23 protein-coding genes and 1 tRNA gene are annotated in these 26435 nt (G+C 69.1%); 6 read left to right on the top strand and 18 right to left on the bottom strand.

The genetic code is table 11. From position 1 onward, the window contains the following. Positions 1–182: 182 nt before the first annotated feature. Positions 183–386: a hypothetical protein gene (locus PHN62_RS01230; protein WP_300145124.1), complete on the bottom strand. Its 204-nt coding sequence runs from the start codon at positions 384–386 to the stop codon at positions 183–185. 489 nt (positions 387–875) lie between these two features. Here PHN62_RS01230 and nadA point away from each other — a divergent pair, with 489 nt between their 5' ends. Together nadA and PHN62_RS01220 are read left to right on the top strand one after the other, a co-directional pair. Then, positions 876–1964: a quinolinate synthase NadA gene (gene nadA / locus PHN62_RS01225; RefSeq protein WP_300145121.1), complete on the top strand. Its 1089-nt coding sequence runs from the start codon at positions 876–878 to the stop codon at positions 1962–1964. A gap of 27 nt (positions 1965–1991) precedes the next feature. Further along, positions 1992–2483 carry a hypothetical protein gene (locus PHN62_RS01220; RefSeq protein WP_300145119.1) on the top strand — a complete coding sequence of 164 codons (492 nt, stop codon included), beginning with the start codon at positions 1992–1994 and terminating at the stop codon, positions 2481–2483. Between the two features lie 75 nt (positions 2484–2558). On the opposite strand, the gene PHN62_RS01215 is transcribed toward PHN62_RS01220, so the two are convergent. The 4 genes from PHN62_RS01215 to PHN62_RS01200 all read right to left on the bottom strand — a co-directional run bounded on the left by PHN62_RS01215 (position 2559) and on the right by PHN62_RS01200 (position 5613). Further along, positions 2559–2635 (bottom strand) — tRNA-Arg (locus tag PHN62_RS01215). A gap of 215 nt (positions 2636–2850) precedes the next feature. Then, positions 2851–3777, bottom strand: coding sequence for a translation elongation factor Ts (tsf, locus tag PHN62_RS01210; protein ID WP_300145116.1), 927 nt, complete (start codon positions 3775–3777; stop codon positions 2851–2853). Between the two features lie 151 nt (positions 3778–3928). Next, the gene (gene rpsB, locus PHN62_RS01205; protein WP_300145114.1) at positions 3929–4702 is read right to left on the bottom strand and encodes a 30S ribosomal protein S2; all 774 of its coding nucleotides are present in this window, start codon (positions 4700–4702) and stop codon (positions 3929–3931) included. A 182-nt stretch (positions 4703–4884) separates the two neighbouring features. Next, positions 4885–5613 (bottom strand): hypothetical protein, encoded by a 729-nt coding sequence (locus PHN62_RS01200; protein WP_300145111.1) that lies wholly within the window; start codon positions 5611–5613, stop codon positions 4885–4887. Positions 5614–6200: 587 nt separating this feature from the next. Here PHN62_RS01200 and PHN62_RS01195 point away from each other — a divergent pair. The 3 genes from PHN62_RS01195 (at position 6201) to PHN62_RS01185 (ending at position 11320) form a co-directional block, all read left to right on the top strand. Further along, positions 6201–6746 carry a hypothetical protein gene (locus PHN62_RS01195; protein ID WP_300145108.1) on the top strand — a complete coding sequence of 182 codons (546 nt, stop codon included), beginning with the start codon at positions 6201–6203 and terminating at the stop codon, positions 6744–6746. Positions 6747–6986: 240 nt separating this feature from the next. Then, positions 6987–8540: an ABC transporter substrate-binding protein gene (locus tag PHN62_RS01190; protein ID WP_300145105.1), complete on the top strand. Its 1554-nt coding sequence runs from the start codon at positions 6987–6989 to the stop codon at positions 8538–8540. After that, complete coding sequence (locus tag PHN62_RS01185) at positions 8537–11320, top strand: [protein-PII] uridylyltransferase (protein ID WP_300145102.1); 2784 nt, start codon at positions 8537–8539, stop codon at positions 11318–11320. Before PHN62_RS01190 ends, PHN62_RS01185 begins: the two co-directional genes overlap by 4 nt. A gap of 13 nt (positions 11321–11333) precedes the next feature. On the opposite strand, the gene PHN62_RS01180 is transcribed toward PHN62_RS01185, so the two are convergent. From PHN62_RS01180 to PHN62_RS01120, 13 genes are all read right to left on the bottom strand, one after another. Further along, positions 11334–12236, bottom strand: coding sequence for an HNH endonuclease signature motif containing protein (locus PHN62_RS01180; protein WP_300145099.1), 903 nt, complete (start codon positions 12234–12236; stop codon positions 11334–11336). 129 nt (positions 12237–12365) lie between these two features. Next, positions 12366–14294: an acetate--CoA ligase gene (gene acs / locus PHN62_RS01175; protein ID WP_300145097.1), complete on the bottom strand. Its 1929-nt coding sequence runs from the start codon at positions 14292–14294 to the stop codon at positions 12366–12368. Positions 14295–14600: 306 nt separating this feature from the next. Next, positions 14601–17015 carry a phenylalanine--tRNA ligase subunit beta gene (gene pheT, locus PHN62_RS01170; protein WP_300145095.1) on the bottom strand — a complete coding sequence of 805 codons (2415 nt, stop codon included), beginning with the start codon at positions 17013–17015 and terminating at the stop codon, positions 14601–14603. A 22-nt stretch (positions 17016–17037) separates the two neighbouring features. Continuing rightward, positions 17038–18114, bottom strand: a complete 1077-nt coding sequence (pheS, locus tag PHN62_RS01165) for a phenylalanine--tRNA ligase subunit alpha (RefSeq protein ID WP_300145094.1) — start codon at positions 18112–18114, stop codon at positions 17038–17040. A 107-nt stretch (positions 18115–18221) separates the two neighbouring features. Beyond that, a complete protein-coding gene (locus tag PHN62_RS01160; protein WP_300145091.1) occupies positions 18222–18725 on the bottom strand; it encodes a hypothetical protein in 504 nt (167 codons plus the stop codon). Positions 18726–18840: 115 nt separating this feature from the next. Continuing rightward, positions 18841–19374, bottom strand: coding sequence for a hypothetical protein (locus PHN62_RS01155; RefSeq protein ID WP_300145088.1), 534 nt, complete (start codon positions 19372–19374; stop codon positions 18841–18843). A gap of 181 nt (positions 19375–19555) precedes the next feature. Beyond that, positions 19556–20404, bottom strand: coding sequence for a hypothetical protein (locus PHN62_RS01150; RefSeq protein WP_300145085.1), 849 nt, complete (start codon positions 20402–20404; stop codon positions 19556–19558). A 13-nt stretch (positions 20405–20417) separates the two neighbouring features. Next, positions 20418–21050, bottom strand: coding sequence for a hypothetical protein (locus PHN62_RS01145; protein ID WP_300145082.1), 633 nt, complete (start codon positions 21048–21050; stop codon positions 20418–20420). Between the two features lie 197 nt (positions 21051–21247). Further along, the gene (rplT, locus tag PHN62_RS01140) at positions 21248–21601 is read right to left on the bottom strand and encodes a 50S ribosomal protein L20 (RefSeq protein ID WP_300145080.1); all 354 of its coding nucleotides are present in this window, start codon (positions 21599–21601) and stop codon (positions 21248–21250) included. Between the two features lie 19 nt (positions 21602–21620). Further along, positions 21621–21824 carry a 50S ribosomal protein L35 gene (gene rpmI / locus PHN62_RS01135; RefSeq protein ID WP_300145077.1) on the bottom strand — a complete coding sequence of 68 codons (204 nt, stop codon included), beginning with the start codon at positions 21822–21824 and terminating at the stop codon, positions 21621–21623. Positions 21825–21948: 124 nt separating this feature from the next. Further along, the gene (locus PHN62_RS01130; protein ID WP_300145074.1) at positions 21949–23481 is read right to left on the bottom strand and encodes an acyl-CoA carboxylase subunit beta; all 1533 of its coding nucleotides are present in this window, start codon (positions 23479–23481) and stop codon (positions 21949–21951) included. A 33-nt stretch (positions 23482–23514) separates the two neighbouring features. After that, positions 23515–24666: a COX15/CtaA family protein gene (locus PHN62_RS01125; protein WP_300145071.1), complete on the bottom strand. Its 1152-nt coding sequence runs from the start codon at positions 24664–24666 to the stop codon at positions 23515–23517. A 128-nt stretch (positions 24667–24794) separates the two neighbouring features. Next, positions 24795–25520, bottom strand: a complete 726-nt coding sequence (locus tag PHN62_RS01120; RefSeq protein WP_300145069.1) for a tetratricopeptide repeat protein — start codon at positions 25518–25520, stop codon at positions 24795–24797. Positions 25521–25774: 254 nt separating this feature from the next. Here PHN62_RS01120 and PHN62_RS01115 point away from each other — a divergent pair, with 254 nt between their 5' ends. Then, on the top strand, positions 25775–26278 hold the full coding sequence (locus PHN62_RS01115) for an Hsp20 family protein (RefSeq protein WP_300145067.1): 504 nt from the start codon (positions 25775–25777) through the stop codon (positions 26276–26278). Positions 26279–26435: the final 157 nt, after the last annotated feature.

Raw genomic sequence — 26435 nt, 5'->3', positions numbered from 1 at the left:
CGAGGCTCCTTGTGAACCTGAGAACAAGACGGCCCCGGTCGGGCCGCCTCCGATGCGCGGAAGGATGGGGCTCCGGAGGCGGGCGCGCAAGTCCGGCGCGGCGCAGGACGCGCGGATTCGCCGCGCCGTCGCCGGAGGGCCACAGAGCTCCCCCTTGCGGCCCTCCGAAGGCTCCGGTCCCGTCACTTGTGCGGACAGAACCAGCAGTCGCGCAGATAGGGGCATTCCATCTCGCGCAGCCATGTCACGGTCTCGCCGCGCGGCAGCGGCAGGAAGACGAGCTGATATTCGGCGGGCTTGCCCGCGCGCCCTTCCGGCGACTTGCGGGGCGGGCGGGCGCATTTGCAGACCACCACCTGCGGCGTGAGCGGATTCAGAGCGTTCATGACGGGTCTCCTCTGTCGAGAGGCTGACGCCGGGCCATGACGAAGCGCGCGGCGAGAGCCTTGCGGAAGGGACGAAAACAACGCCTGTGTGGAAGATCAGGGGGCTCCGGGTCCGACGGAGGCCGTCGGCTCCGGGGGTTTCTTCAGGCCCGCCTTGACGCTGAAGTCCGGTCCTCCCGGCTTCGCGAGGCGGAGGCTTGGAGCGCTCCTTACCCTGAGTGAACGGGATGATGCGGTCTCTGTCAACAAGCTGACGGGAACTTCACCCGGATTTCATCCTTCAGGTGCGTTCAAGATTAGGGATTCATGCTTCATTCTTGTTCAATGTCGAATTCATGACGCCGGAACGATGCGGATCAGCCGCCATGGCCTGCGAATCAGCGGGTGAATCCGGGGGCTCCTCTGGCGCCGGAGCCCTCGCTCTTTTACATTCAGAGGCCAGCTTCCCGCAGGGAGCCGTCCGGGGAGCTATTCGAGAAAGGGCTAGCCATGCTGATCAACGCCGCCATGCCGATGCAGACCGCTCGCGCCGAGTTGGCCGCGCATTACGACCTGAGCTGGTCCGAAGGCCTCGCCAAGGAAACCGCGCATATCTACGAGAAGCTGCGCCCGGTCATGCCCGAGATCGAATGGCCCGCGCATGCGCCCTACATCCGCGCCATCAACGAGCTCAAGAAGAAGAAGAACGCCGTGATCCTGGCGCATAACTACATGACGCCGGAGATCTTCTTCGGCGTCTCCGACATCGCGGGCGACAGCCTTCAGCTCGCCATCGCGGCCACGAAGGTCGACGCGCCGGTGATCGTGCAATGCGGCGTGCATTTCATGGCCGAGACCTCGAAGATCCTGAATCCGCAGAAGACCGTGCTCATCCCCGACAGCCGCGCGGGCTGTTCCCTGGCCTCCTCGATCCGGGCCGACGACATCGAGGCCATGCGCAAGCTGCATCCGGGGGCGCCGGTGGTCTCCTACGTCAACACCACCGCCGAGACCAAGGCCGCTTCGGATTACTGCTGCACCTCGGCCAACGCCGTGGACATCGTCAACGCGATGGAGTCGGACGTGGTCATCATGACTCCCGACGGCTATCTGGCGCAGAACGTCGCCGCCAAGACGAACAAGAAGATCGTCTACTGGAGCGGCAGCTGCATCGTGCACGAACGCTTCACCGCGCCGGAGATCCGCGCCTTCCGCGAGGCCAATCCGGGCGTGACGGTGATCGCGCATCCGGAATGCCCTCCGGAGGTCGTGCGCGAGGCGGATTTCGCCGGCTCCACCTCGGGGATGATCGACTGGGTGAAGGAGCACAAGCCCGAGAAGGTGGTGATGGTCACGGAATGCTCCATGAGCGACAACGTGGCCGCCGCCAATCCGCAGACGCAGTTCATCCGGCCGTGCAGCCTCTGCCCGCACATGAAGCGCATCACGCTGGAGAAGATCCTCTGGTGCCTGCATACGGGCCAGGAGGAAGTGACGGTGCCTGAAGAGATCATTCCGCGGGCGCGTCTGCCCATCGAGCGCATGATCGCCATCAGCAACGAGATCGCGGCGCGTCGGGCGGCTTCGGCTCTGGCCTGAGGGCGGGCTTCATGCGGGGGAAGGCTCATGAAATCGGCGGTCTTCTCCCGGCGTGATCATTTTCCGGAAACGCCGATCAGCCCCTGGGCGGGCGCGCGACGCTTCGGCTGGACGCGCGCGTTCACGCCGGGCGGACAGGTCCGGCGGCCGCAGAGCGTCCCGCATCCCTTCCTGAACCAGCGCAAGGTCTGGGGGCTGCTCTCCGTCAGCTTTCAGGATGTGGATCTGATCTTCGCCACGCCTCTGGAGCTGGATCAGTTCCTGTCGGTGATGTCGAGCAATCCCCTGCCTTCCGGAGGCTCTCTTGTTCCCGGCTTCGCGCGCGGGCACCCGAACCGGCATTGGCTCTCGCGGCTGCCGAAGGAGGCCAAGCCCTGGAAGTTCCGGCGCGCGATCTGCGCCTGGCTGCCGCAGCAGGCGGCGGTTCGGGAGTTCAGGGAGTTCTACAGGGCGCAGCCCGTCCGGACGGTCTTCGAAGGGGTGTTTTCTTCGCCGCTCGCCGCGATGCGGGCGCCCTGAGGCGCGGCGCAAACGCCGAAAGCCCATCGCCTGAGGCGCGGGCTTCGAAGATCATCCGGCGATGTTCAAGGAGAATGGCGCGCCCAAAGAGATTCGAACTCCTGACCCCCAGATTCGTAGTCTGGTGCTCTATCCAGCTGAGCTATGGGCGCATGCTCCGAGCGATGCGGCGAAGTCCGCCGCGTCGGTGCGGGGCGATCTATAGCCCCCCCTCGACAGCCGCGCAAGTGCTTTCCGCAGGGAAAAGAGCCTTTTCACGCAGAAATCGGCGCGGCGCGCTCCATCGGCCTCGCGCCCCGATTCCCTCATGAAAAAACCCCTCCGCCTGGCGGGCGGAGGGGCCTGAATTCATCCACGATCGAAGGGCTCAGCCCTTGGCGGCGGCGGCCACCTCGGCGGCGAAGTCCGTCTCGGCCTTCTCCACGCCCTCGCCCACCGCGAGACGCGAGAAGGCGACCAGCTTCACCGGCGTCCCCAGCTCCTTGGCCAGACCCTCGACGGCCTGCGCCACGGTGATGTCCGGGTTCATCACGAAAGCCTGACGCAGCAGGACGACCTGCTCGTAGAATTTGCGGATGCGGCCCTCGATCATCTTCTCGACCACGGCCGCCGGGCGGCCCGACTGGAGCGCCTCTTCGGTCAGCACGGCCTTCTCGCGCTCGACCAGAGCCTGGTCGAGGTCTTCGTCCGCCAGAGAGGCCGGGTTGTTCGCCGCCACATGCATGGCGATCTGACGGCCCAGAGCGTCCAGCTTCGCGGCGTCGCCGGTCGATTCCAGCGCCACCAGAACGCCGATGCGTCCGAGGCCCGGAACCACCGCGTTGTGCACATAGGTCGAGACCACGCCGTTCGACACGGCCAGACGCGCCATGCGGCGCAGGTTCATGTTCTCGCCGATGGTGGCGATCTTGTCGGCGATGGCCAGCGCGACCGGCTTGCCCGCAGAGCCCAGATGCGAGGTCTTCAGCTCCTCGAGCCCGCCCGGAAGCCCGAGGGCCAGCCTGGAGGTCTCGGCGACCAGCGCCTGGAATTCGGCGTTGCGCGCCACGAAGTCGGTCTCGGAATTGATCTCGACCAGCGCGCCCACGCGCGCGTCGGTCGCCGCGCCCACCAGGCCTTCGGCGGCGGCGCGGTCGGCCTTCTTGGCGGCCTTGGCGATGCCCTTGGAGCGCAGCCAGTCGATGGCCGCCTCGATGTCGCCATTGGTCTCGGCGAGGGCCTTCTTGCAATCCATCATGCCGGCGCCGGTGCGCTCGCGCAGCTCCTTCACGAGGGCGGCGGTGATCTCGGCCATGGGGTCAGCTCCTTGCTGGGGCCGCGGAAAGCTTCGCACGCGGCCGGAGTGGAAAACGGAAAAGCGGCGCGCGACGAAGGCGGCGCCGCTTTCACGCAAAGCCCGGATGTTCCGGAGCTTCGTCCCGAAGCTCCGGCGGTTTCATGACGCCTTACTGCGCGGCTTCGCCTTCGCTCTCGGGCAGGGTCTCGGGCAGCAGCTCGGCGGATTCGCCGAGGTCCACGCCCGAAGCGCCCGCCGCCTGGCTGATGCCGTCGATGGCGGCGCTCGCCACGAGGCCGCAATAGAGCTCGATGGCGCGCGCGGCGTCGTCGTTGCCGGGGATGATGTAGTCCACGCCCTTGGGCGAGCAGTTGCTGTCCACCACGGCCACGACCGGGATCTTCAGCTTGTTCGCTTCGGCGATGGCCAGCTGTTCGCGGCCCACGTCGATCACGAAGAGCAGGTCGGGCAGGCCGCCCATCTCCTTGATGCCGCCCAGAGCCGCCGAGAGCTTGTTGCGCAGGCGCTCGCGGTCGAGCTGCTCGCGCTTGGTGTAGCCCGCGTCGCCGCCCGCGGCCTCCTCGTCGAGCTTCTTCAGCTTGGTGATCGAGTTGGAGACGGTCACCCAGTTGGTCAGCGTGCCGCCGAGCCAGCGATGGTTGATGTAGTATTGCGCCGAACGCTCGGCGGACTCGGCCACGGCGGTCTGAGCCTGGCGCTTGGTGCCCACGAAGAGCACGCGGCCGCCGCGCGCCACCACGTCGCGCACCGCCACCAGGGCCTGATGCAGCATGGGGGTGGTCTGGGTCAGGTCCAGAATGTGCACGCCGTTGCGCTGGCCGTAGATGTACGGCTTCATCAGCGGGTTCCAGCGGTGGGTCTGGTGGCCGAAGTGGACGCCCGCTTCGAGCAGCTGGCGCATGGAGAAATCAGGAACAGCCATGAGAGAAACTCCGGTTTGGCCTCGGCGGGCGTCCGCCCCGTGAGGGGCGACCGGAGGCGCGATGAGCCACGGAGGGCCCAGCGCGCCGAAAGGCCCGCCTGTGAGATGGCGCCTCTCCTACCTCAGCCCGGAGCGCCGCGCAAGCGGAGTCCCGATTCAAGGCGGAGAGGCGCGGAAGGGAATCAGTCGATGGAGAGGAGGCGGCGCTCCTTGAAGCGGCCGCTCGAATCGAAGTCGTAGGCGACGAGCATCCGCCCGGCGTCGGCGCAGGCGCGGCAGTCCCGCAGCGGAACCCCATAGGCCAGACGCCAGCCCAGAAGATGGCGCTCGGAGGCCACCAGCTCGAAGGGCGGCACGGGGAAGGCGTTCGGCTGCTTCGCCTTGAAGCCGGTCCAGATGGCGTCCGTCTCGAAGCCGAGCGCGGGCGCCTCGTCGATGAAGAGCGCCTCGCCTCCCGGCGGAACCAGCACGGTCTCGACGTTCGTGTTGGCGCGCAGAGGCCGCGTCACGGTCGCGATTCCGACGGGGCCCTCGCGCCGCCAGCCGGAGAGATAGCCCGGATCGCCCCGCGTCGAGAGCCAGCGCGCCGCCGCGACCGCAGGCGAGGCGGCGCCCGCCGCCTGAAGCCCCTCGACGAGGCAGGTCGTCGGCTCGGTCCGGCCCGAGCCCGCAGGCGCGCGGCAGGGATCGGCCGCCGAAGCCGAGCCCCTCCAGACCGCCGCCTCGCCCAGCGGGACGTCGGGGTTCAGCAGCACGAAGGCCCCCGGAGGCGGAACGAAGACTTCCGGCGCGTAAGGCCGGAGGCTCTCGGGCAGATCGTCCTGAGGAACGGGCGTCGCCGGAATCGAGGCGCAGGCCGCAAGGCCCAGAGCCAGCGCGAGGCCGGCGGCGGAGGCGAGGACGGGTTTCATGAAGGCACTCCCTGAGGCGTTCTGATGCGTTTCGGGATCGACCCGCGGGGTCGGGCGGCCTCTCCCCGCCCCGGCTTCCGGGAGGGCCGGAGGCCGGGACGCAGGGCGGCGCAGGACTTTCCATCTGGGAAAGGCGCGGATCATCCGCAAGGCGTGGCGCGGAGCCGCCGCCTCCGGGAGAGCCGCGCAAGGGCGCCTCGGGGGAGACCTCGGGGGCGTCCCGATCCGGAACGGCGTCCGGGAAAGGGCCGCGCGGAGGCCCCCAGGAGGAGGACGGAGGGAATTTGTGCGGCGCAGCGTGATTTCCCCAGTCGAATCCGCAGGTTGCGCCACGAAGCTCCGAATTTCGATCAACTCCGTCCGCAACCCGTTGACAAGCTTGAAGAATCAGAAAGATATGCACATAATTATCCACAAGATCTGGTGGCCCCCTCCCCGCCATCCACTAGCTCTGGCGCCGACATCCTCCGTCCTGCGCCCGCCTTCCGCGCCGTCCACGCCTTTCGTTTAGGATTCGTTAAGGATTTCCCCGGACTCTCCTTCCCCAGCGGGAGAGGACCCCGCCCCCAAGATCGAGGAGAGCGCGCATGACGGCTCCTGTCGTCTATGTGGTCGAGCCGGATTCGCGCCTGCGGGCCCTCGCGGCGCGGGTGGCCGAACGCGAGGCCCGCGCCCAGGTCGCGGCCTTCGAGACCCTCGCCGAGGCCAGGGCCGCCATGAGCGCCGACGCCCCCGCCCTGGCCATCTGCCGATGGTCGGACGAGGCGGGCGAAAGCGCCTTCGGGCTGCGTCCGCCGGGAAGGGCCGAAAGCCCCGAAGCCGGAGCGGGCCCCTATCTGCTGATCCTCACCGAGGCCGCCACGCCCGAACGCATCGCCGCCGCCAGCGCGGCCGGACGGGCCGAACTGCTCACGCTGCGGCCCTTCGATCCTGAGGCTCTGGCCAACCGGCTGGTGCTGCTCATCTGGGGCGTGGACGCGCTGCGCTCCAGGGCGCGCGACAGGGCCCGCCGCTCCTCCGGACGGGCCGCGCCCGGACCCGCCGCAGCGGAGGGCGCCCCCTCCGCAGAGGCGGCGCGCGACGGAGCCCCCGTCCTGCCTCTGGCGCTGCGCCGACGGCTGGACGCCGCCTGACGCCCATCTTTCCCGGGCCTGGCTCCGTCTGCGGAGCATGGCGCGAAAGCATGGCGCCCCCCTGAACGGCGGGTTTGCGGCGGGTTTGAGGATTTACATCCTGCGTCGCCCCGCATAGCGTCGGGCTCGCCCCCTGGCCCGCGCGGCCCGGCGATTCGACCCCTTCGGCGACGCCCTCGGCTCGACCCGCAGGCGCGCCGCGACACCAGAATTCCCGACGCGGCTGAGGAGATTCCGAGCATGACCCGTCCCCGCCTGCCTCTGGCGCTGACGGCCAAAGCCGTCGCCGCGGCGATGATGACCTTCGCCGCCAGCGCCTGCGCCCAGCAGCCGCCCGCTCCGGTGGGTTATGGAGCGGGCCAGAGCGTCCAGCCTTCGGGTCAGGCGGTCCGGCCTGCGGTGGATCCCAACGCGCCCTTCTCCTTCCAGATGGGGCCGATCTACGATCCCGGCGAGGCCCCCGCGAGGCCCGCCCTCCAGCCCGCCCCCGTCTACGCCCCCCAGCCCGCCGCCCCCGCCTATATCGCTCCGGCTCCGGCGCCCGCCTATCCTGCGCCGGGCTACGCCGCGCCCCAGCCGGGTTATCCGCAGCCGACGCCCCCCCAACCCGGATACGTCCAGCCGGGCTACGCCCAACCGACCTACGCCCAGCCCGGATACGTCCAGCCGGGCTATCCGCAGCCGGTCGCCCAGACGCCCTTCCGGACCGATCAGCCCGCGCCCATCGCCATCCTGCTCCCGACCTCCGATTCGCGGGCCGGAGTGCGCCGCCTCGCGGAATCCCTGGCCAACGCGGCGAAGCTCGCCGCCGAGGACATCGGCGACCGCAACGTGGTCCTCACCGCCTATGACGACGGCGGAGACCCCGCCAAGGCCGCCGCCGCCGCCCGTCAGGCCATGGACGACGGCGCGCGCCTGATCCTCGGGCCGCTCTTCTCGGCCAACACCCAGGCCGTGCGCCGCGAGACCGCGCCGCGCGGAATCAGCGTCATCTCCTTCTCGACGGATGCGGGCGTGCTCGGCCAGGGGGTCTGGTCCATCGGCTTCCTGCCCGAAACCGAGACCCGCCGCATCCTGACCTACGCCGCCCAGCGGGGCCTCGCCTCCCTGGCGCTCTTCACGCCCCAGACGCCCTATGGCGCCGTGGTGCGCGCCGCCGCCCAGCGCGCCGCGACCGACGCCCGCATCCAGATCCTCGACTCCCAGAACTTCGCCCAGGACTTCCAGGCCATCGAGGCCCAGGCCAAGAGCTTCGGCGCCCAATACAGCCGCAATCCGCAGCTGCAGGGCGTGATGCTCGCCGCCGGAGGCCAGACGCTCCAGGCCCTCGCCAGCTTCCTCGCCTACAACGACGTGCTGCCGAGCAAGGTGAAGTTCCTCGGCCCCGGCTCCTGGGAGGAGGACGACGTCTTCCGCGAGGCCACCCTGCGCGGCGGCTGGTTCGCCGCCCCCGACCCCGAGCTGCGCAAGGCCTTCGAGACGCGCTACGAAAGCGCCTACGGCGTCAAGCCCGACCCCCTCGCCCGCCTCGCCTATGACGCGGTGGCCACCGCCGCCGCCCTGCTCGAAGACGCGCGCCGCACCGGCGATTCCTCGCCCTTCGACGCTCAGGACATCATGGACCCCAACGGGTTCTCGGGCGTGACGGGCGTCTACCGCTTCCTGCCCGACGGCCGCAACGAACGCGGACTCGCCGTGCTGGAGGTCGGACGGCGCGAATTCACCGTGGTCGATCCCGCGCCCAGAACCTTCGTGCCAGGCTCCGCCGGATTCGCGGGCGCCCCTCCGAGATGAGCCGCGCGCTGGGTCTGGGGGCCTTCGATCAGGCCCTTGAAGCGGTCTTCGCCGATTCCTCCGGCTCGCCGGAGGAGATCCGCAAGCGCGCCTCCCAGAGCATCGGCCGCGTGCTGCGCGAGGCCCGCGCCGGAGTCGTCGCCGATTTCGAGGCCCATGGCGCCGACGGCGTCGAGGCCGGACGCGCCCTCAGCGCCATTCAGGACACCGCCGTCTCGCTGCTCTTCGAGGTGGCGGCGCGGCGTCTGCACCGCAACGCCATCCCCACCTCCAGCGAGCGCATGGCTCTGGTGGCGGTGGGCGGCTACGGGCGGGGGCTGCTGGCTCCGGCCTCGGACGTGGATCTGCTCTTCCTCACGCCTTACAAGCAGACCGCCTGGGGCGAGAGCGTCATCGAGAGCATCCTCTATGCGCTCTGGGACATGAAGCTGAAGGTCGGCCACGCCTCGCGTTCGGTGGACGAATGCCTCCGGCAGGCCCAGGCCGACATGACCATCCGCACCTCGCTGCTGGAGACGCGGCTCATCTGCGGAGACGCCGCCCTCTACGAGGAGATGCGCGAAAGGCTCTGGAAGGAGCTGTTTTCCCGCACCGGACCCGAATTCGTCGCCGCCAAGCTCGAAGAGCGCGCCGAGCGCCACAAGCGCGCCGGAGGCTCGCGCTATCTGCTGGAGCCCAACGTCAAGGAGAGCAAGGGCGGCCTGCGCGATCTGCAGAGCCTCTTCTGGATCGCCAAATATCTCTACGAGGCCGATTCCGTCGAGGATCTGGTGGCCAAGGAGGTCTTCACGGCGGCGCGGGCGCGGCAGTTCGGCCGGGCGGAGGTCTTCCTCTGGACGGTGCGCTTCTGGCTCCATCTGCTGACGGGCCGGGCTCAGGAGCAGCTCACCTTCGACCTTCAGCTGGAGATCGCCGACCGCATGGGCTTCCGCGGACGCGGCGGACGCCGCGGCGTCGAGCGCTTCATGAAGCGCTATTTCCACACCGCCAAGAACGTCGGCGACCTGACGCGCATCTTCTGCTCGGCCATCGAGGAGCAGCACAAGGTCGAGCGCGCCGACGTGGAGCGTCCGCGTCCCTGGATCTTCCGGGGGCTGCTCTCGCGGCTGAAGCCGCCGGGCGGCGTCTCCGAGGTGAAGATCGAGCGCGGGCGGCTGGCTCTGGAGCCGGAGCTCGACCTCAAGGCCCATCCGCTGGAGATCCTGCGCTTCTTCAAGGCCGTGGCCGACACCGGCGCTCCCGCCCATCCGGCGGCGCTCAAGCGCATCCGCGAGAACCTCCGGCTGATCGACGCCGATTTCCGCGAGAACCCCGAAGCCAAGGAGCTTTTCCTCGCGATCCTCTCCTCGCGGGGCGATCCCGAACGCGCCCTGCGGCTGATGAGCGAGACGGAGGTGCTCGGCCGCTTCCTGCCCGAATTCCGCTGGATCGTGGCGATGATGCAGTTCAACATGTATCATCATTATACGGTGGACGAACACACCATCACGGCGGTCGGCGTGATGTCGCGGATCGAGCATGGCGCGCTCAAGGAGGAGCTGCCCCTCGCGACGCGGCTGGCCAGGGGGCTGGAGCCCAATTCCCGCCGGGCGCTCTACGTCGCCATCCTGCTGCACGACATCGGCAAGGGCTACGAGGAGGATCACTCCATCGTCGGCGAGCGGGTCGCGCTGAAGGTCTGTCCGCGTCTGGGGCTCAGCCCCGAGGAGACCGAGACCGTCGCCTGGCTGGTGCGCTGGCATCTGCTCATGTCGGACGTGGCCCAGAAGCGCGACCTCTCGGACATCGAGACCATCCGCAACTTCGCCTCGACGGTGCAGAGCCGCGAGCGGCTGAGGCTGCTGCTGCTGCTGACCGTCTGCGACATCCGGGCGGTGGGTCCGAACGTCTGGAACGGCTGGAAGGCCGAGCTGCTGCGCAACCTCTACCGCGAGGCGGACGCGCTGCTCAGCGGCGGACACGCCGCGGCCTCGGAGACGCGGCAGGCTCGCGAGGAGGCCGCCAGAGCCGCCCTGCGCGCCCGTCTGGCCGACTGGCCCGCCGAGCGCGTGGACCGCTTCCTCGAACGCCATTATCCGTCCTACTGGCTGGGGCTGGAGACCGACATGCACGAGGCGCACGCCCGCATGCTGGCCGAAGGCGGCGAGGAGCCGCACATGCATGTCGATCACGATCCGGCCCGCGCCACGACGCGGCTCAGCCTCTCGATGAACGACCATCCGGGACTTTTCGCGCGCATGACCGGGGCCATAGCCCTGGCGGGAGCCAATGTGGTGGACGCCAAGAGCTTCACCACTTCGGACGGCATGGCGCTCAACAGCTTCTGGATCCAGGACGACGAGGGCGGGGCCTACGAGGATCCCGACCGCATCGGGCGTCTGCGCAACACGCTCTTCCGGACGCTGCGCGGCGAGATCCTGCCGCGTCAGGAATTGCGCCGCCGGGCGAAGATCCGCAAGCGCGAGCAGGGCTTCGTGGTGGCGCCGCATGTGGCCTTCGACAACGAGGCCTCGGAGTTCTACACGGTGGTCGAGGCCACGGGCCGCGACCGCCTCGGGCTTCTGCACGAGCTGGCCCGCGCCTTCGCGGAAGAGAACGTCAACATCTTCGCGGCGGTGATCGCCACCTATGGCGAGCGGGCGGTGGACAGCTTCTACGTGAAGGACCTCTTCGGCCACAAGATCACCCAGGAGAGCAAGCGCAAGGCTCTGGAGCGGCGTCTGAGGGCGGCCCTGAACCCCGAAGAGGCAGAGGCCAGCCCCGCGCCCGCCGAGGGCTGAGGTCGGCGCGAAATCACAGGGCGAGGGGATGATCCCGGAGTCTGGGAACGGCCTTGAGCGCGCCTCGCCGGAGGCTCTCCCGATCGGCGCCATGATGCAGCCGCCTGTGGCAGGTCGGGCAGCAGGCCAGCACATTGTCGATCGTGTCCGGTCCGCCCTCCGACAAAGGCCGCAGATGATGGATTTCGAGGTAAGGCTCGCCGTCGTCGCGGAGGAAGGGCGCAGGCGCGCCGCAGAGTTCGCAACGCCCCGCCGCCACGCGCGACGCCCATGCGACGACCTCCGGATCCCGGAGAAACGACGAGACGACGCGCTCCACCCTCGGAACCTCCCTCCGCCCGACCGGCGGCGCTTCGGGGGCGCCGCGCAGGCGGTTCGCAGCGCGGGCGACGCGCTCTGAAAACTCCCGGGGATCGGCGGTCGGCGCCTCCGGCTCCCGCGCGGGCGGCCGGATCGGTCGGGCCAGGAGATCTTCAATCTCCTGAGCCGACATTCCCGCCGCGCCCGGCCATGTCAGACGCAGCAGGATCCGCTTCGTGGCGTTCCCGCCCTTCACGCCTTCCGCCTGCCCGAAAGCCGCCGAAGCCCGCCCGATCTCCGCGCGGAGCGCCTGAACATCGCCGCCTTCCGACAGCCTCGCAGGAAGGCGGAGCCCTCGCAGGGACAGCCGCCGCTCCTCCTCCGGCCTTTTCAGGGCCGGCCCGCTGACGACCTGCACTTCATGCAGGCTTGCGCCCAGCGCGCCCAGTCTGACGAGATGCAACGTCAGGGCGGGCGCATAATCCCGGTTCCGGACCTGCGGCCCACGGATCGCTCCGCCGCGCGATTCGACGATCAGATCGAAGCCGCCTGGCGCGGCCTCGACGGAATATCGCGCATCCAGCTCCCGCCCTTCGTCGTCGATGGGATTCCGCATTCTCTCCCTCACCCCGCCAATGAAAACGGAGCGGCTTTCGCCGCCCCGTCTTCGTCCCTCTGCGGATTTTCGGCGCGCGCTCCCCCTTGAAGGGCCCCCCGGACCGCGCGCCCCGCCTGCTCCGGAGCTTCAGCTCCGGTTCTGGCGATTCTCGATGAGATGGTCCACCACGGTCGGATCGGCCAGAGTCGAGGTGTCGCCGAGCGCGCCATATTCGTTCTCGGCGATCTTGCGCAGGATGCGGCGCATGATCTTGCCCGAACGCGTCTTGGGCAGGCTCGGCGCGAACTGGATCAGATCCGGGCTCGCGATGGGGCCGATCTCCTTGCGGACCCAGGCGACCAGCTCCTTGCGCAGCGCGTCGCTGGGCTCCTCGCCCTCCATCAGGGTCACGTAGCAATAGATGCCCTGGCCCTTCAGGTCGTGCGGATAGCCGACCACCGCCGCCTCCGAGACCTTCGGATGCGCCACCAGAGCCGATTCCACCTCGGCGGTGCCCATGCGATGGCCCGAGACGTTGATCACGTCGTCCACGCGGCCGGTGATCCAGTAATCGCCGTCCGCGTCGCGACGGCAGCCGTCGCCGGTGAAGTAGCTGCCCTTGAAGGTCTCGAAATAGGTCGAGACGAAGCGGTCGTGATCGCCGTAGATGGTCCGGGCCTGGCCCGGCCAGCTGTCCTTGATCACCAGGACGCCTTCGGCGGCGCCCTGCAGCTCGGTTCCGTCGTTGTCGAGCACCGCAGGCACCACGCCGAAGAAGGGCGTCGTGGCCGAACCGGGCTTGGCCGGATTCACCCCCGCGATGGGCGTGATGATGAAGGCGCCGGTCTCGGTCTGCCAGTAGGTGTCCACGATGGGGCAGCGTCCGCCGCCCACCACGCGGTGATACCAGCGCCAGGCCTCGGGATTGATCGGCTCGCCCACCGAGCCCAGAACCCGCAGGCTGGAGAGGTCGTGCTTCGTGACGTTGCCGTCTCCGGCGCCCATCAGCGAGCGGATGGCGGTCGGGGCGGTGTAGAAGATGTTGACCTTGTGCTTCTCGCAGACCTCCCAGAAGCGGTCCGGCCCCGGATAGGTCGGCACGCCCTCGAACATCAGCGTGGTCGCGCCGTTGGCCAGCGGCCCGTAGACGATGTAGCTGTGGCCCGTGACCCAACCCACGTCGGCGGTGCACCAGAAGACGTCGCCCTCGCGATAGTCGAAGACGACCTGATGGCTCAGCGAGGCGTGGACCAGATAGCCGCCCGTCGTGTGGACGACGCCCTTGGGCTTGCCGGTCGAGCCCGAGGTGTAGAGGATGAACAGCGGATCTTCGGCGTTCATCGGCTCGGGGGGGCAGTCGGCGGAGATCTTGTCCAGGCCCTCGTCGTGCCAGACGTCGCGTCCGGCGACCATGGGGGTGTCGCTGTCGGTGCGGCGGACCACCAGCACCTTGACCGAATCATCCTTGAGGCGCTCCAGCGCCTTGTCGACGTTGGTCTTGAGCGCGACCTTGCGGCCGCCGCGCAGACCTTCGTTCGCGGTGATCACGATCTTCGAGGAGGCGCCTTCGATGCGGTCGGCCAGGGCGTCGGAGCTGAAGCCGCCGAAGACGATGGAGTGCGGCGCGCCGATGCGCGCGCAGGCCAGCATGGCGTAGGCCGCTTCGGGAATCATCGGCAGATAGAGCGTGACGCGGTCGCCCTTCTTCACGCCCATGGCCTTCAGGCGGTTGGCCATCTTGCCGACCTGCTCGTGAAGCTCGCGATAGGTGATGCGCCTGCTGTCCTTCGGATCGTCGCCTTCCCAGAGGATCGCGGTCTGATCGCCGCGCCTGGCGAGGTGGCGATCCACGCAGTTCGCCGAGACGTTCAGCACGCCGTCTTCGAACCATTTGATGGAGACGTCGGGATAGGCGAAGCTGGCGTTCTTCACCTTGGTGAAGGGCTTGATCCAGTCGATGCGCCTGGCCTGTTCGCCCCAGAAGCCGTCGGGATCCTCCACCGACTGCTTGTACAGCCGCTGATAGCCTTCGGCGTCGATGATGGAGGATTTGTAGTCGTTCTGTTCGGCAGCCATATTCGAACGTCTCCCTCCGCGCTTTTCTTCTGAAAACCCCTGCCCAGCCGCAGCGCAGAGCGGCTGTCCCTATCGTTCGGGCAAGAATCTTGCGGGCATTATCCAGGGTTCGGGCGGGGGCGCCAATAGTCAAAAGCGCCAAGACGGAGAAAAACCCGCGCGGCGCGCAGATCTTCTGCGGGCGCCTCCCGGGGCCCGACGCGAAAAAGCCCCGGAACGCGCGGAAGGCGCTCCAGGGCTCGCCCCGATGCTTCGGGACCGGAGGCCGGGCGCCGCCGCGCGGCCCGAAGCCCGCGGCGACGGCGGTCAGCTCCGCAGGCTCGCGCCCGTGGCCTTGGCCACGGCCTTGACGAGCTTGTCCGACACCGCCTCGATCTCGGCGTCGGTGAGGGTGCGCTCGCGCGGCTGGAGGCGAATCGTCAGCGCCACCGACTTGCGGCCCGGACCGAACTGCGCTTCGGCTCTGGGGCCTTCGAAGACGTCGAAGATCCGCGCCTCGGCGATCAGGGCCTTGTCGGCGCCGCGGGCCGCCCGCAGGAAGGCCGCGGCCTCCGCCGAGGATTCGACCACGAAGGCGAAATCGCGCTCGACGGGCTGCAGATCCGAAGCCTCCAGAGGCGTCCGGGCGCGGGTCTTGCCCGCCGGAGCCGCCGGAAGCGCGTCGAGATCCACGCTGAAGGCGGCCACGGGGCCGCGCAGGCCGTAGAACTCCACGACGCGCGGATGCAGCTCGCCGAAGACCGCGAGGGTGTTCTTCGGACCGAGCTTCAGCGCGCCCGAGCGTCCCGGATGCAGCCATTCCGGCGCCTCGCGGGCGACCTGAAGGCTCGCCACCGGCGCGCCCAGAGCCGCCAGCACGGCTTCGGCCAGACCTCTGGCGTCGAAGGCGTCCACGAGCCGCCGCGCGCCCGACCATTCGCGCGCCGTCGTCCCGCCGACGAGCAGACCCGCCGCCGTCTCGCGCTGTTCGCCGGGCTCGGGGCCGAAGAACTCCGCGCCGATCTCGAAGAGCCCGAGGTCGAGGAAGCCCCGCGCCTGATTGCGCGCCGCCGCCGCCAGAAGGCCCGGAAGCAGCGAAGGCCGCATGTCCGAGAGATCCGAGGCGATGGGATTGGCGAGCTTCATCTCCGGAGCGCCGCCGCCGAAGAGCTCCGCCTGATCCGCCGGAATGAAGCTCCAGGTCACGGCCTCGTCGAGGCCCGCCGCCGCCAGAGCCCGACGCGCCGCCGCCGTCCGCTTCTGGCGGAGGGTCAGGACCGGCTTCGCCACGCCCGGAGGCCGCGCCAGAGGCTGGGACTCGAGCCTGGTCAGCGAGGCGACGCGCGCCGTCTCCTCGACGAGATCCGCCTCGCCATGGACGTCCGGACGCCAGCTCGGGACCTCGACCTCGAAGCGGTCGCCCCGGTCGTGGACCTTGAAGCCGAGGGCCTCCAGATGGGAGGCCTGGGTCTCGGGCGCGAGATCAAGCCCCACCAGAGCCTTGAGCCGCCCCTTGCGCAGCGGAAGGATGCGGGTCCGGATCGGCGCCGCGCCCGCCTCGACCAGATCGGAGGCCTCGCCGCCGCAGAGCTCGAGAATCATCCGCGTGGCCGCCTCGACGCCCTCGCGGGTGAAGCCGGGATCCACGCCCCGCTCGAAGCGGTAGCGGGCGTCGGAGTTGATGCGCAGCTTGCGGCCGGTCTCGGCGGTGCGGATGGGGTCGAACCAGGCGCCTTCGAGGAAGACCTCGGTGGTCTCCGCTTCGCATCCGGTGTCGGTTCCGCCCATGATCCCGCCCACGCCGACCGCCTTCGCCTGATCCGCGATGACCGTCATGCCGGGCGCGAGCTCGTAGCTCTTGCCGTCGAGGGCCGCGAGGCTCTCGCCCTCGCGCGCCGAACGCACGAGGATGTCGCCGCTCAGCCTGGCCGCGTCATAGACGTGCAGGGGCCGCGCGCGGTCGAGGGTGAAGAAATTGGTGACGTCCACCAGGGCGTTGATCGGACGCAGCCCCACGGCCTTCAGGCGATCCTGAAGCCATTGCGGCGAAGGCCCGTTCTTCACGCCCCGGATCAGCCGCCCGACGAAATGCGGGCAAAGATCCTCCGCGACCTCCGCCGCCAGCTTCACCCCGACCGGCGAGGCGAAGCCGCCCGGAACCGGCTCGACGGGGGCGGGCTTCAGGGTCCCGAGTCCCCGCGCCGCGAGATCCCGCGCCACGCCGCGCGCCGCGAGGGCGTCGGGGCGGTTGGGGGTCAGCTTGAACTCGATCACCGGATCCGCAGGGCGGTAATCGCTGAAGGCCACGCCGACCGGCGCGTCTTCGGGCAGTTCGATGATTCCGCCATGCTCGTCCGAGAGCTCCAGCTCGCGCTCCGAGCAGAGCATGCCGTTGGACTCCACGCCCATGAGCTTGCCGGGCTTCAGGGTCTTGTCGAGGCCGGGGATGTAGGTCCCGACCGGCGCGAAGACGGCCTTCATGCCGGTGCGGGCGTTATGCGCGCCGCAGACGACCTGGATCTCCTGACCGGTCCCGGCGTCCACGCGGCAGCGGTTGAGATGGTCCGAGCCCTCGATGCGCGCGGCCTCGACCACGCGGGCCACGACGAAGCCCTTCAGGCGGCTGGCGGGATCCTCGATCCCCTCCACCTCCAGCCCGAGGTCGGTCATGGCCGCCGCGATCTCGTCGAGCGTCGCGGAGGTTTCGAGATGGTCCTTGAGCCAGCCAAGGGTGATTTTCATGATGTTTCTTCCCTCAGCCGGATCAACCGCTCACGCCGCCGCGCAGGGTCGGGACGTTCAGCGCCTGGAATCCGTAATGACGCAGCCAGCGCAGATCGGCGTCGAAGAAGCCGCGCAGATCCGCGATGCCGTATTTCAGCATGGCCAGACGATCCAGCCCCATGCCGAAGGCGAAGCCCTGCCACTGGTCGGGATCGACGCCTCCCGCCCGCAGGACGTTCGGATGCACCATCCCCGAGCCGAGGATCTCCAGCCAGTCGTTGCCCTCGCCCAGCCTGATCTTGCCGCCGGAGCGGTCGCAGCGGATGTCCACCTCGGCGGAGGGCTCGGTGAAGGGGAAATGCGAGGCGCGGAAGCGCAGCTCCACGTTGTCGATCTCGAAGAAGGCCTTGAGGAACTCCTCCAGCACCCATTTGAGATTCGCCATGGTCACATCCTTGCCGATGGCCATGCCTTCGAGCTGATGGAACATCGGCGTATGGGTCATGTCGTAATCGGAGCGGTAGACCCGGCCCGGCGCGATGAAGCGCACGGGAGCGCCCTCCTCCAGCAGGGTGCGGATCTGCACCGGGCTGGTGTGGGTGCGCAGCACATGGCGCGAGCCGTCGGGACGGGGCGCCATGAAGAAGGTGTCGTGCTCCTGGCGGGCCGGATGCTCCGGCGCCATGTTGAGCGCGTCGAAGTTATGCCAGTCGGATTCGATCTGCGGTCCCTCCCGCAGCGAGAATCCCATGTCGGCGAAGATGGCCGTGACCTCCTCGGTCACCTGCGAGATGGGATGGACCGAGCCCGCCGGAGCCGGACGCGCCGGAAGCGTGACGTCGAGCCTCTCGCCCGCCAGCCGCGCTTCGAGCGCCGCCGCCTTCAAGCCCGCCTTGCGGGCGGCGAAGGTCTCCTCGACCTCCGCCTTGACGGCGTTGACCTCCGCGCCCCGGGCCTTGCGCGCCTCGGCGTCGAGACCGCCGAGGTCGCGCAGAAAGCCCATCAGCGCGCTTTTCTTGCCGAGAGCTTCGACGCGCGCCGCCTCCAGCGCCTTGTCGTCCGCCGCCGCCGCGATCTCCGCAAGGAGACGCGTCCTGAGACCTTCGAGATCGCTCATGCCCGCCTGACCTGATGTTCCGTATCGAGAGCGGGCGGAATAGCACATCTTCGCCCGACGCGCCAACCGCGGCGCGCCGGGTTCCCCGAGGCGCGCCGCAGCCTTCGTCAGGAGAAGCGCCTGACGAGCTTGCCCAGGTCCTTGAGCTCGCGGCCCGCCTGCTTGCCCAGAGCCTTGTCGAGCTTGCCCAGGTCCTTGAGCTCGTGATGCAGCTGCTTGCCGAGCGCCTTGTCGAGCTTGCCCAGGTCCTTGAGCTCGCGGTTCAGCTGCTTGCCGAGCGCCTTGTCGAGCTTGCCCAGATCCTTGAGCTCGTGATGCAGCTGCTTGCCGAGCGCCTTGTCGAGCTTCCGGGAGAATCCGCGGCTCAGCGGCGGCGCGTGATGGATCACGGTCGTGGAGCCGGCCGGAGTCCCGGGCGCTGCGGCGCCCCAGCCCGGCGCGCTCCAGCCCGACCGGACGCCCGAGCCGGACCAGCCCGGCGCGCTCAAGCCGGCGGGGGCGGGCCCCGCGGAGGCCGGGAGGCGTCCGGCGCCCGATCCCGGAAGCGGAGCGGAGAATGCGGCGCGCGGCTGCGCCGCTCCGCCGGAGGCGGCGAGGTTGAAAGCGTTCATGAGTATCGATCCCCTGTCTGACAAGATCCGGGACGCCTCCGCCCCTCGCGGAGACGCCCTTCAATCCCTGACCTGATGCGGTCTGCGGAGCTTCGGGCGGCGGACCGCCTCGGGCTCAGCCGTAGCTCGCGCTGAAGCGCGGCCCGCCGTAGCTGACGCCGACCGCCGGAGCGCCGTAGCTCACGCCGACGGCGGGAGCGCCGTAGCCGTAGCCGTAGCTCACGTTCCCCGCGGGCGCCGCGTAGCTGTAGCTGCGGCCCCAGCCGCCGCCGAGGCCCAGCAGATCCAGCTTCGCGCCCAGGAGTCCGCGGCGCCCATGCGAGACGGTCACCGTCTGGGGCTGCTGCTCGACGCTGGCGTAATACTGCCGCCATTTGGCGTTGGAGTTGGACCAGCTCGGCGCGCCGATCCAGCCGCTGGAGGATCCCGGCGCGGAGGTCGACTGCAGGCCGCCCGAAGCGCCGCCCGCGCCGCCGCCGTTGATGATGTTGCGCCAGTTGCCGCTGCTGGATCCGGTCATCCACGAGGGGCCGTAGGCGCCGTTCCAGGCCGCGCCCGATCCGGAGGCGCCCTGAGGCTGGGCGAAGGTCACCACCTGGCGAGGTCGGTGCAGGCCGCCCAAGAGGGCCGCTTTCAATCCAAGGGTCATCTGTTCTGCTCCTGAGAACATCTGCAACGCCTCACGATGAGGCGCGTATTGTCCCAATATGGAGCAATCAACAGGAAAGTGTGAAAATTTTCTTCGTCCTTGCAGAAAATCCCGCTTGAGAAGCCCCGTTCCGGAACGACCCCGAGACCTGAGGCCTCGGGGTCTGAAGATCCGCTCCGGATCAGGTCTGCAATTGATGCGGCGTCGGCGTCGCCTCCAGAGGCGTCCCGGCTTCGCGGCGCGCCTGCGCGAGGGCCTCCTCCCGACCGCCGCCGTTCCGGCCTCCTGCGCTGCGGCCCTCGCCCGATGCGGCGGCCCGCTCCGGCGAGCGGCCTTCGCCCTCCTCCTCCGCGCCCGCGAGCCTGCGCAGGAGCCCGCCCCCCCCGAACAGGGAGAACAGCTTCGTCAGGAGCTTCTCCTTGAGCTTCAGGACGGAGCCGAAGGCCCCTTCGAGCAGCCGCAGGAAGGGCGAAGGCTCCTCCTCCCGTTCCTGCGGAGGAGCCGGTTGGGCCGCCTGAGCCCAGGTCGCGGCGGCCCAGCGTCGGGGATCCGGCGGAGCCGCCGCCGCCATGACCCCGCCCGCCGCTTGAGGCCCTCCGGCGCGGCCCGCGCCCTCCGCAGGCCGGGCCTCGCCCCGGGCTTCGGCCTGCATCTCCCGGAGGCGATGGGCCAGAGATCCGGGCTCCGGTTCGGCGGACCGCGCCGCCTCGCGCCGGGAGGGGGACGGCCCGGGCGATTCGGCGGCTTCCGCGAAGTCGGAATCGGGCTCCTCCTCATGCAGGGAGATCCGGAGCCGAATCGGTTCGTAGGGCGGCGGCCCTCCCTCCGGAGAGCCGCCGCGTCCCGGAGCCTCCCCGGGCCCGCAGGGCGGACAGGAGGAGGACCAGCCTCCCGCCTCCCGCGCCTCGCGCCGCGCCTGCGCTTCCCATCCTCCGGCGTCGCGCGCCGGAGGGACTTCCTGAGCGGATCGGATCCTCGGATCCGAAGCCGCGAAACGGCCATGACGGGCCGCGACCGGGGAGAGCCGCATGATGTTCCCGCCTTCAGCTTCCGGCCCGGGCCGGGGAATCCGGACCCGAGGAGTCCGAGGAGCCCCCGGCGTAGGCCTCTTCGCGCAGCGCCGCGAGCATCCCGCGCATGTCGACGCCCGACGAAGAACCCGAACCCTGCGCGGAATCCTCTCCGGAGGAGGAGTCGGAGGACGAGGCCTCCTGGGCGGCGGATTCCGCGGCCTCGCCCGAATCAGCCTCTTCGCCCGATCCGGCGTCCGATCCGGCTTCGCTCTGGCCGGAGGATCCGCCCGCATAGGCCTCCGCGCGCAGGGCCGCGAGCTTCTGCGCCATGGAGGAGGAATCCGCCGAAGAGGCTCCCCCCGAGGAAGATTCGCGTGAGGAGGATTCTCCGGAATCCTCCCGAGCGTCCTCCGCGGCGGCGGAGTCCCGATCCTGGGCGCGGTCGGCGCCGAAGGAGCTCCAGCGCGGCGCGGCCGCTCCGGAGGCGGGCCAGCCGCCGTCCGGACGCGCCGGAGCCGCGAATCCGCCCCACCCGACCGGAGCCGCGCCCGCGCGCGGAGCGAAGCCTCGCGGCAGGCAGGCGAAGGCCCCCCATCTCGGGGTGACCGGACCTTGCGTCTGGAAGGCTCCAGCCCTCCGGACGACAGACAGGGATCCAAGCATTTGACCGCTCCTGAGACAAATGATCCGCGCTCTCTTGAAAAAAAGCGCAGTTTCGTTTCATTTTGAGACCATCTGTCAGGAAATGGCAAATTCATTCGCGTTTTCGGGCGCATGAAGCCGTAAAAAAGGACGCCCTGCTCACGCAGGGCGTCCCGGATTCAGGATCAGAGGCTCTGTCCGGCCTTCTGGCGGTCCGCTCAGGCGGCGGCGCGGATCTTGGCGACCACCGCGGCGAAGGCGGCGGGCTGGTTCACGGCGAGATCGGCCAGGACCTTGCGGTCCACGGTGATTCCGGCCTTGGCCAGTCCATGGATGAACTGGGAGTACTTCAGGCCGTGCTCGCGGGCGGCCGCGTTGATGCGCTGGATCCAGAGCGCGCGGAAGTTGCGCTTTCTGTTCTTGCGGTCGCGGTAGTGATACTGCAGCGCCTTGTCGACGGCCTGGGCTGCGGCGCGGAAGATGCTCTTCCGACGGCCGTAATAGCCCTTGGCGGCGGCGCGGATGCGGTTGTGGCGGGCGCGGGCGACGACGCCGCGTTTGACTCGGGACATTTTGTCTCTTCCTCAGGCGTCAGAAGGAATTGGGCAGGAAATAGCGCTTGATGTTCTCGCCGTCGGTCTCGAAGAGCACGGCGGTGCCCCTGGCCTGACGGATGAACTTCGTCGTGCGCTTGATCATGCCGTGACGCTTGCCGGCCTGGGTGTATTTCACATGGCCGCCAGCGGTCACCTTGAAGCGCTTCTTCGCTCCCGAGTGGGTCTTCATCTTGGGCATTTCGGCTCCTGAAGTCTGGAACGTGAGGTCGCCGCGGCAGCCCATCCGGCCGGGCGACAGGAAGTCGGGGCTTATAGGCTCCCCCGCGCCTCAAGGCAAGAGGCGCGGGGGAGGGCTTCAAGCCTCAGAGCGGAAGGTTGTCGTGCTTGCGCCACGGGTTTTCGAGCTTCTTCGTGCGCAGGGCGGCGAGGGCCCGCGCCACGCGCCGACGGGTGGAATGCGGATTGATCACCTCGTCGATGAAGCCGCGCTGCGCCGCCACGAAGGGATTGGCGAAGCGGTCCTCATATTCCTTGGCGCGGGCGGCGATCCTGTCCTTGTCGCCGAGCTCGCTGCGATAGAGGATCTCGGTGGCGCCCTTGGCGCCCATCACGGCGATCTCGGCGGTGGGCCAGGCGTAGTTCACGTCGCCGCGGATGTGCTTGGAGCTCATGACGTCATAGGCGCCGCCATAGGCCTTGCGCGTGATGACCGTGACCTTGGGCACGGTGGCTTCGGCGAAGGCGAAGAGCAGCTTGGCGCCGTGCTTGATCACGCCGCCATGCTCCTGAGCCACGCCCGGCAGGAAGCCGGGGACGTCGACCAGCGTCAGGATCGGAATGTTGAAGGCGTCGCAGAAGCGCACGAAGCGCGCGGCCTTGCGGCTGGATTCGATGTCGAGGCAGCCCGCCAGCACCAGAGGCTGATTCGCCACCACGCCCACCGTCGAGCCCTCGATGCGGATGAAGCCCGTGAGGATGTTCTTCGCGAAATCCTGCTGGATCTCGAAGAAGTCGCCCTCGTCGGCGAGGCTGAGGACCAGCTCGCGCATGTCGTAGGGGGTGTTGGGATTCTCGGGAATCAGCGTGTCCAGCGCATTGTCGAGCCGGTCGGGGACGTCGTTCACCGGGCGGACGGGCGGCTTCTCGCGGTTGTTGAGCGGCAGGAAGTCGAAGAGCCGGCGGATCTGGAAGAGCGTCTCGACGTCGTTCTCGAAGGCGCCGTCGGCCACCGAGGATTTCGTCGTGTGGGTGCGGGCGCCGCCCAGCTCTTCTTGCGTCACGGTCTCGTTGGTGACGGTCTTCACCACGTCCGGCCCGGTGACGAACATGTAGGAGCTGTCGCGGACCATGAAGATGAAGTCGGTCATGGCGGGCGAATAGACCGCGCCGCCCGCGCAGGGCCCCATGATCACGCTGATCTGGGGCACCACGCCCGAGGCCATGACGTTGCGCAGGAACACGTCGGCGTAGCCCGCGAGGCTGCCGACGCCTTCCTGGATGCGCGCGCCGCCCGAATCGTTGAGTCCGATGACCGGCGCGCCGTTGCGCACGGCCATGTCCATGATCTTGCAGATCTTCTGGGCGTGGGTCTCGGAGAGCGAGCCGCCGAAGACGGTGAAGTCCTGGCTGAAGACGTAGACCGGGCGGCCGTTGATGGTTCCCCAGCCCGTCACCACGCCGTCGCCGGGAATGGTGCTCTGCTCCATGCCGAAGTCATGGGAGCGATGCAGCACATAGGCGTCGTATTCCTCGAAGCTGCCCTCGTCGAGCAGCAGCTCCAGCCGCTCGCGGGCGGTGAGCTTGCCCTTGGCGTGCTGCGATTCGATGCGCTTGGCGCCGCCGCCGAGACGCGCCTGAGCGCGCCGGGACTCCAGTTCGTCAAGAACGGCCTTCATTCGAGCAAATTCTCCTCAGCGTCAGTCAGGGGCTCAGGCGCGCGCGATCTTTTCCTCGCGCGGATAGGCGACTTCATGTTTGGCCCAGACGAAGGCGCCCATCAGCGCGAAGGCGAAGACCTGATGTCCCACGGAGAGCCAGAAGGGCATTCCATGAGTCAGGATCGTCACGCCGATCAGAACCTGAGTCAGCGTCAGGCCCAGAACCCAGTTCGCCCGACGACGAATCTCGGCGTGGCCCGCGCGGCGCGCCCGCATCCAGAACACGACCGCCATACCTATAAAGCAATAAGCCAGCATTCTATGCAAAAATTGCGTGGTCGCGGCGTCCTCGAAGAAATTGCGCCAGAAGGGCGAGATCGAAGCGCCCTCGGCCGGGAAGAAGCTCCCGCCCATCATCGGCCAGTCGGAATATTGCCAGCCCGCCTGAAGCCCCGCCACCAGAGCTCCCGCCAGAACCTGAAGGGACAGCAGCGTCAGGGTGGCGCCGGCGAAGGCCATCAGCCCCTTCGAGCGCCCCCGCCGCGCGGCGAGCAGCTCATGGGCGGGCCGCAGCAGGCTGAGGGCCGTCCAGAGCATGAACATGAAGAGCAGAGCCGCCAGCCCCAGATGCGCCATCAGCCGATAGGGCGCGACCCGCACCCGGTCCGAGCCCTCCAGCCCCGAGGAGACCATCCACCAGCCGAGCACGCCCTGAAAGGCGCCCAAAGCCCCGAAGAGCAGGATGCGGCCCATGTAGCCCGCCGGAATCCACTTCTTCACGGCGAAGAAGACGAAGGGAATGAAGAAGACCACGCCCAGCAGCCGCCCGACCAGCCGATGCGCCCATTCCCACCAGTAGATTCCCTTGAACTCGGCGAGGGTCATCATCTGGTCGGATTCGGTGAACTGGGGGATCAGCTTGTATTTCTCGAACTCCGCGAGCCAGGCGGCTTCGGAGAAGGGCGGCAGGATCCCCTTGATCGGCGCCCACTCCACGATGGAGAGCCCCGCCTCCGCCAGACGCGTGGCCGCGCCCACCGCTGCGACCAGCGCCACCAGAGCCGCCATGACGAACAGCCAGATCGCCACGGCCCGACGCTGACGCGCCCTGATCCGGTCCGCTTCGCCGGGGCGCGGAGCCTCGGCCGCGCGACGGCGGACCTCCTCTTCGGGGGCCACCTCTTCGAACACCAGACGCGACATCTCGCCTCTCCTTGCGCTGTTCCCGGCTGGAGTCCTTAAGGGATTTCGGCGCGGGGCGCGAGAGGAGAGGCCGGGACGCGAAGTCGCGGAGAGGTCGCCGAGAAGGTCGCGGACGGAAGGACGAGGCTTCACGGAGCGGCGGCGCGCAGGGCCTCGGCGCGCTCCTGCGCGCGGCTCAGCGCCGCCCGGGCCTCCTGCGGCGAGGAGGCGCGGCGCTTCGGACCCATCTGCGCGGCCCTCTCGTAGAGCGCCAGAGCCTTCGCCGGATCGCGCGGCAGACCCGGCCCGCCTTCTTCGTAAAGGGCGGCGAGGGCCGTCAGGGGCTCGACGAAATCCTGCGCGACCGCGTAGAGCCGGGCGGCTTCGGCCCAGTCGCGGGGCCTGCCCTGGGCGCCCCTCTCCGAGAGCCGCCCGAGCGTCAGGAAGGCCAGCGGATTCCCGGCCGCGGCGGATCTCTCGACCCAGACGAGCCCTTCGCGCGCCCTCGGCGAGCCTTCGGGCTCTCCCCACATGAGCTGTTCGCCGAAGATCCGCATCGCCATGCGGTCTCCCGTTTCGGCGGCCTTGCGCGTCCAGAACCAGGCGAGGGCCTGGTTCCGCTCGAGTCCGCCCCATCCCCATTCGTGCATGAAGGCGAGGTGGATCATCGACCGGGGGTGGCCCGCCGCCGCGCCCGCCTCCAGCCAGCGCAGCCGACGCGGGTCGTCGCGCGGGGGCGCCTCGCGCATGACGCGGAGCGTGTCCGCGCGTCCGCGCTCCAGCCAGCGGTCGGCGGCGATCCCCGTCCCGAGGAACACGACGAAGGCGAAACAGAGCTTCCAGGCCGGATCGCGCACGCGGTCTCCCTTGTCCATTCCTCCCCAACCGCAGAGGGCCGAGCGCAGGAGGCTAGACGCGCGGACCTTAGGAGAAGGTTGAAGGATCCGCCTCTTTCCGGAGTTTCTCCGGGCGCGGGGAAAAATCGGGAGGCGCCTCTTCACAAGGCGCGGGGCTCTCCTAAATCCATCCTCACCGGACGCCTCCTGCAGGGTCCGGCGAGACGACCCGGCCCCGTCCGCAACCGGAGGGGCCCCGACACGACCATATCGCTTGATGAAGGGTATGATTCATGCGCACGCTTGATTTCGCTCCGCTGCACCGCTCCACCGTCGGCTTCGACCGCGTGGCCTCGCTGCTCGACAATCTGCTGACCGACGCCTCGGAGCCGCAGACCTATCCCCCCTACGACATCGAGAAGACCGGCGAAGCCTCCTACCGGATCACCATCGCGGTGGCCGGATTCACCGGAGACGAGATCGCCATCGAGAGCCGCGAGAACGCGCTCGTGATCTCCGCGACCCGGGCCCGCCCCGCCGAGGGCGCCGAAGGCGAGACGCCGAAGACGGTCTATCTGCACCGCGGCATCGCCAAGCGCGGCTTCGAGCGCCGTTTCCAGCTCGCCGACCATGTGCGCGCCACCGACGCCTCGCTGGAGAACGGCCTTCTGCACGTGGACCTCGTGCGCGAGGTGCCCGAGGCCCTGAAGCCCCGCCGCATCCGGATCGCGTCCCTTGGCTCCCCGACCTCCGCCGCCCCGACCGTCGGGACCGCGCCGGAGGATCAGGCCGCCTGACCTTCTCTCCCTCATGACGGGGGATCCGGACTTCTCCGCGCCCGGCTCCTCCGCCTTCCCCGACCCGAAACCGCGCCTGCGCCCCGGAGCCTTCCGCGTTCCGGGGCGCTTTTTGCGTCCTCCGCCTGCGTCCTTCCTCCTCCGCGCTTGACCGCCC

The sequence above is a fragment of the Neomegalonema sp. genome (assembly GCF_028688855.1).
Classification (GTDB): domain Bacteria; phylum Pseudomonadota; class Alphaproteobacteria; order Rhodobacterales; family Rhodobacteraceae; genus Neomegalonema.
Note: the sequence above shows the minus strand (reverse complement) of the source record. Positions and strands in the feature narration are given on the sequence as shown.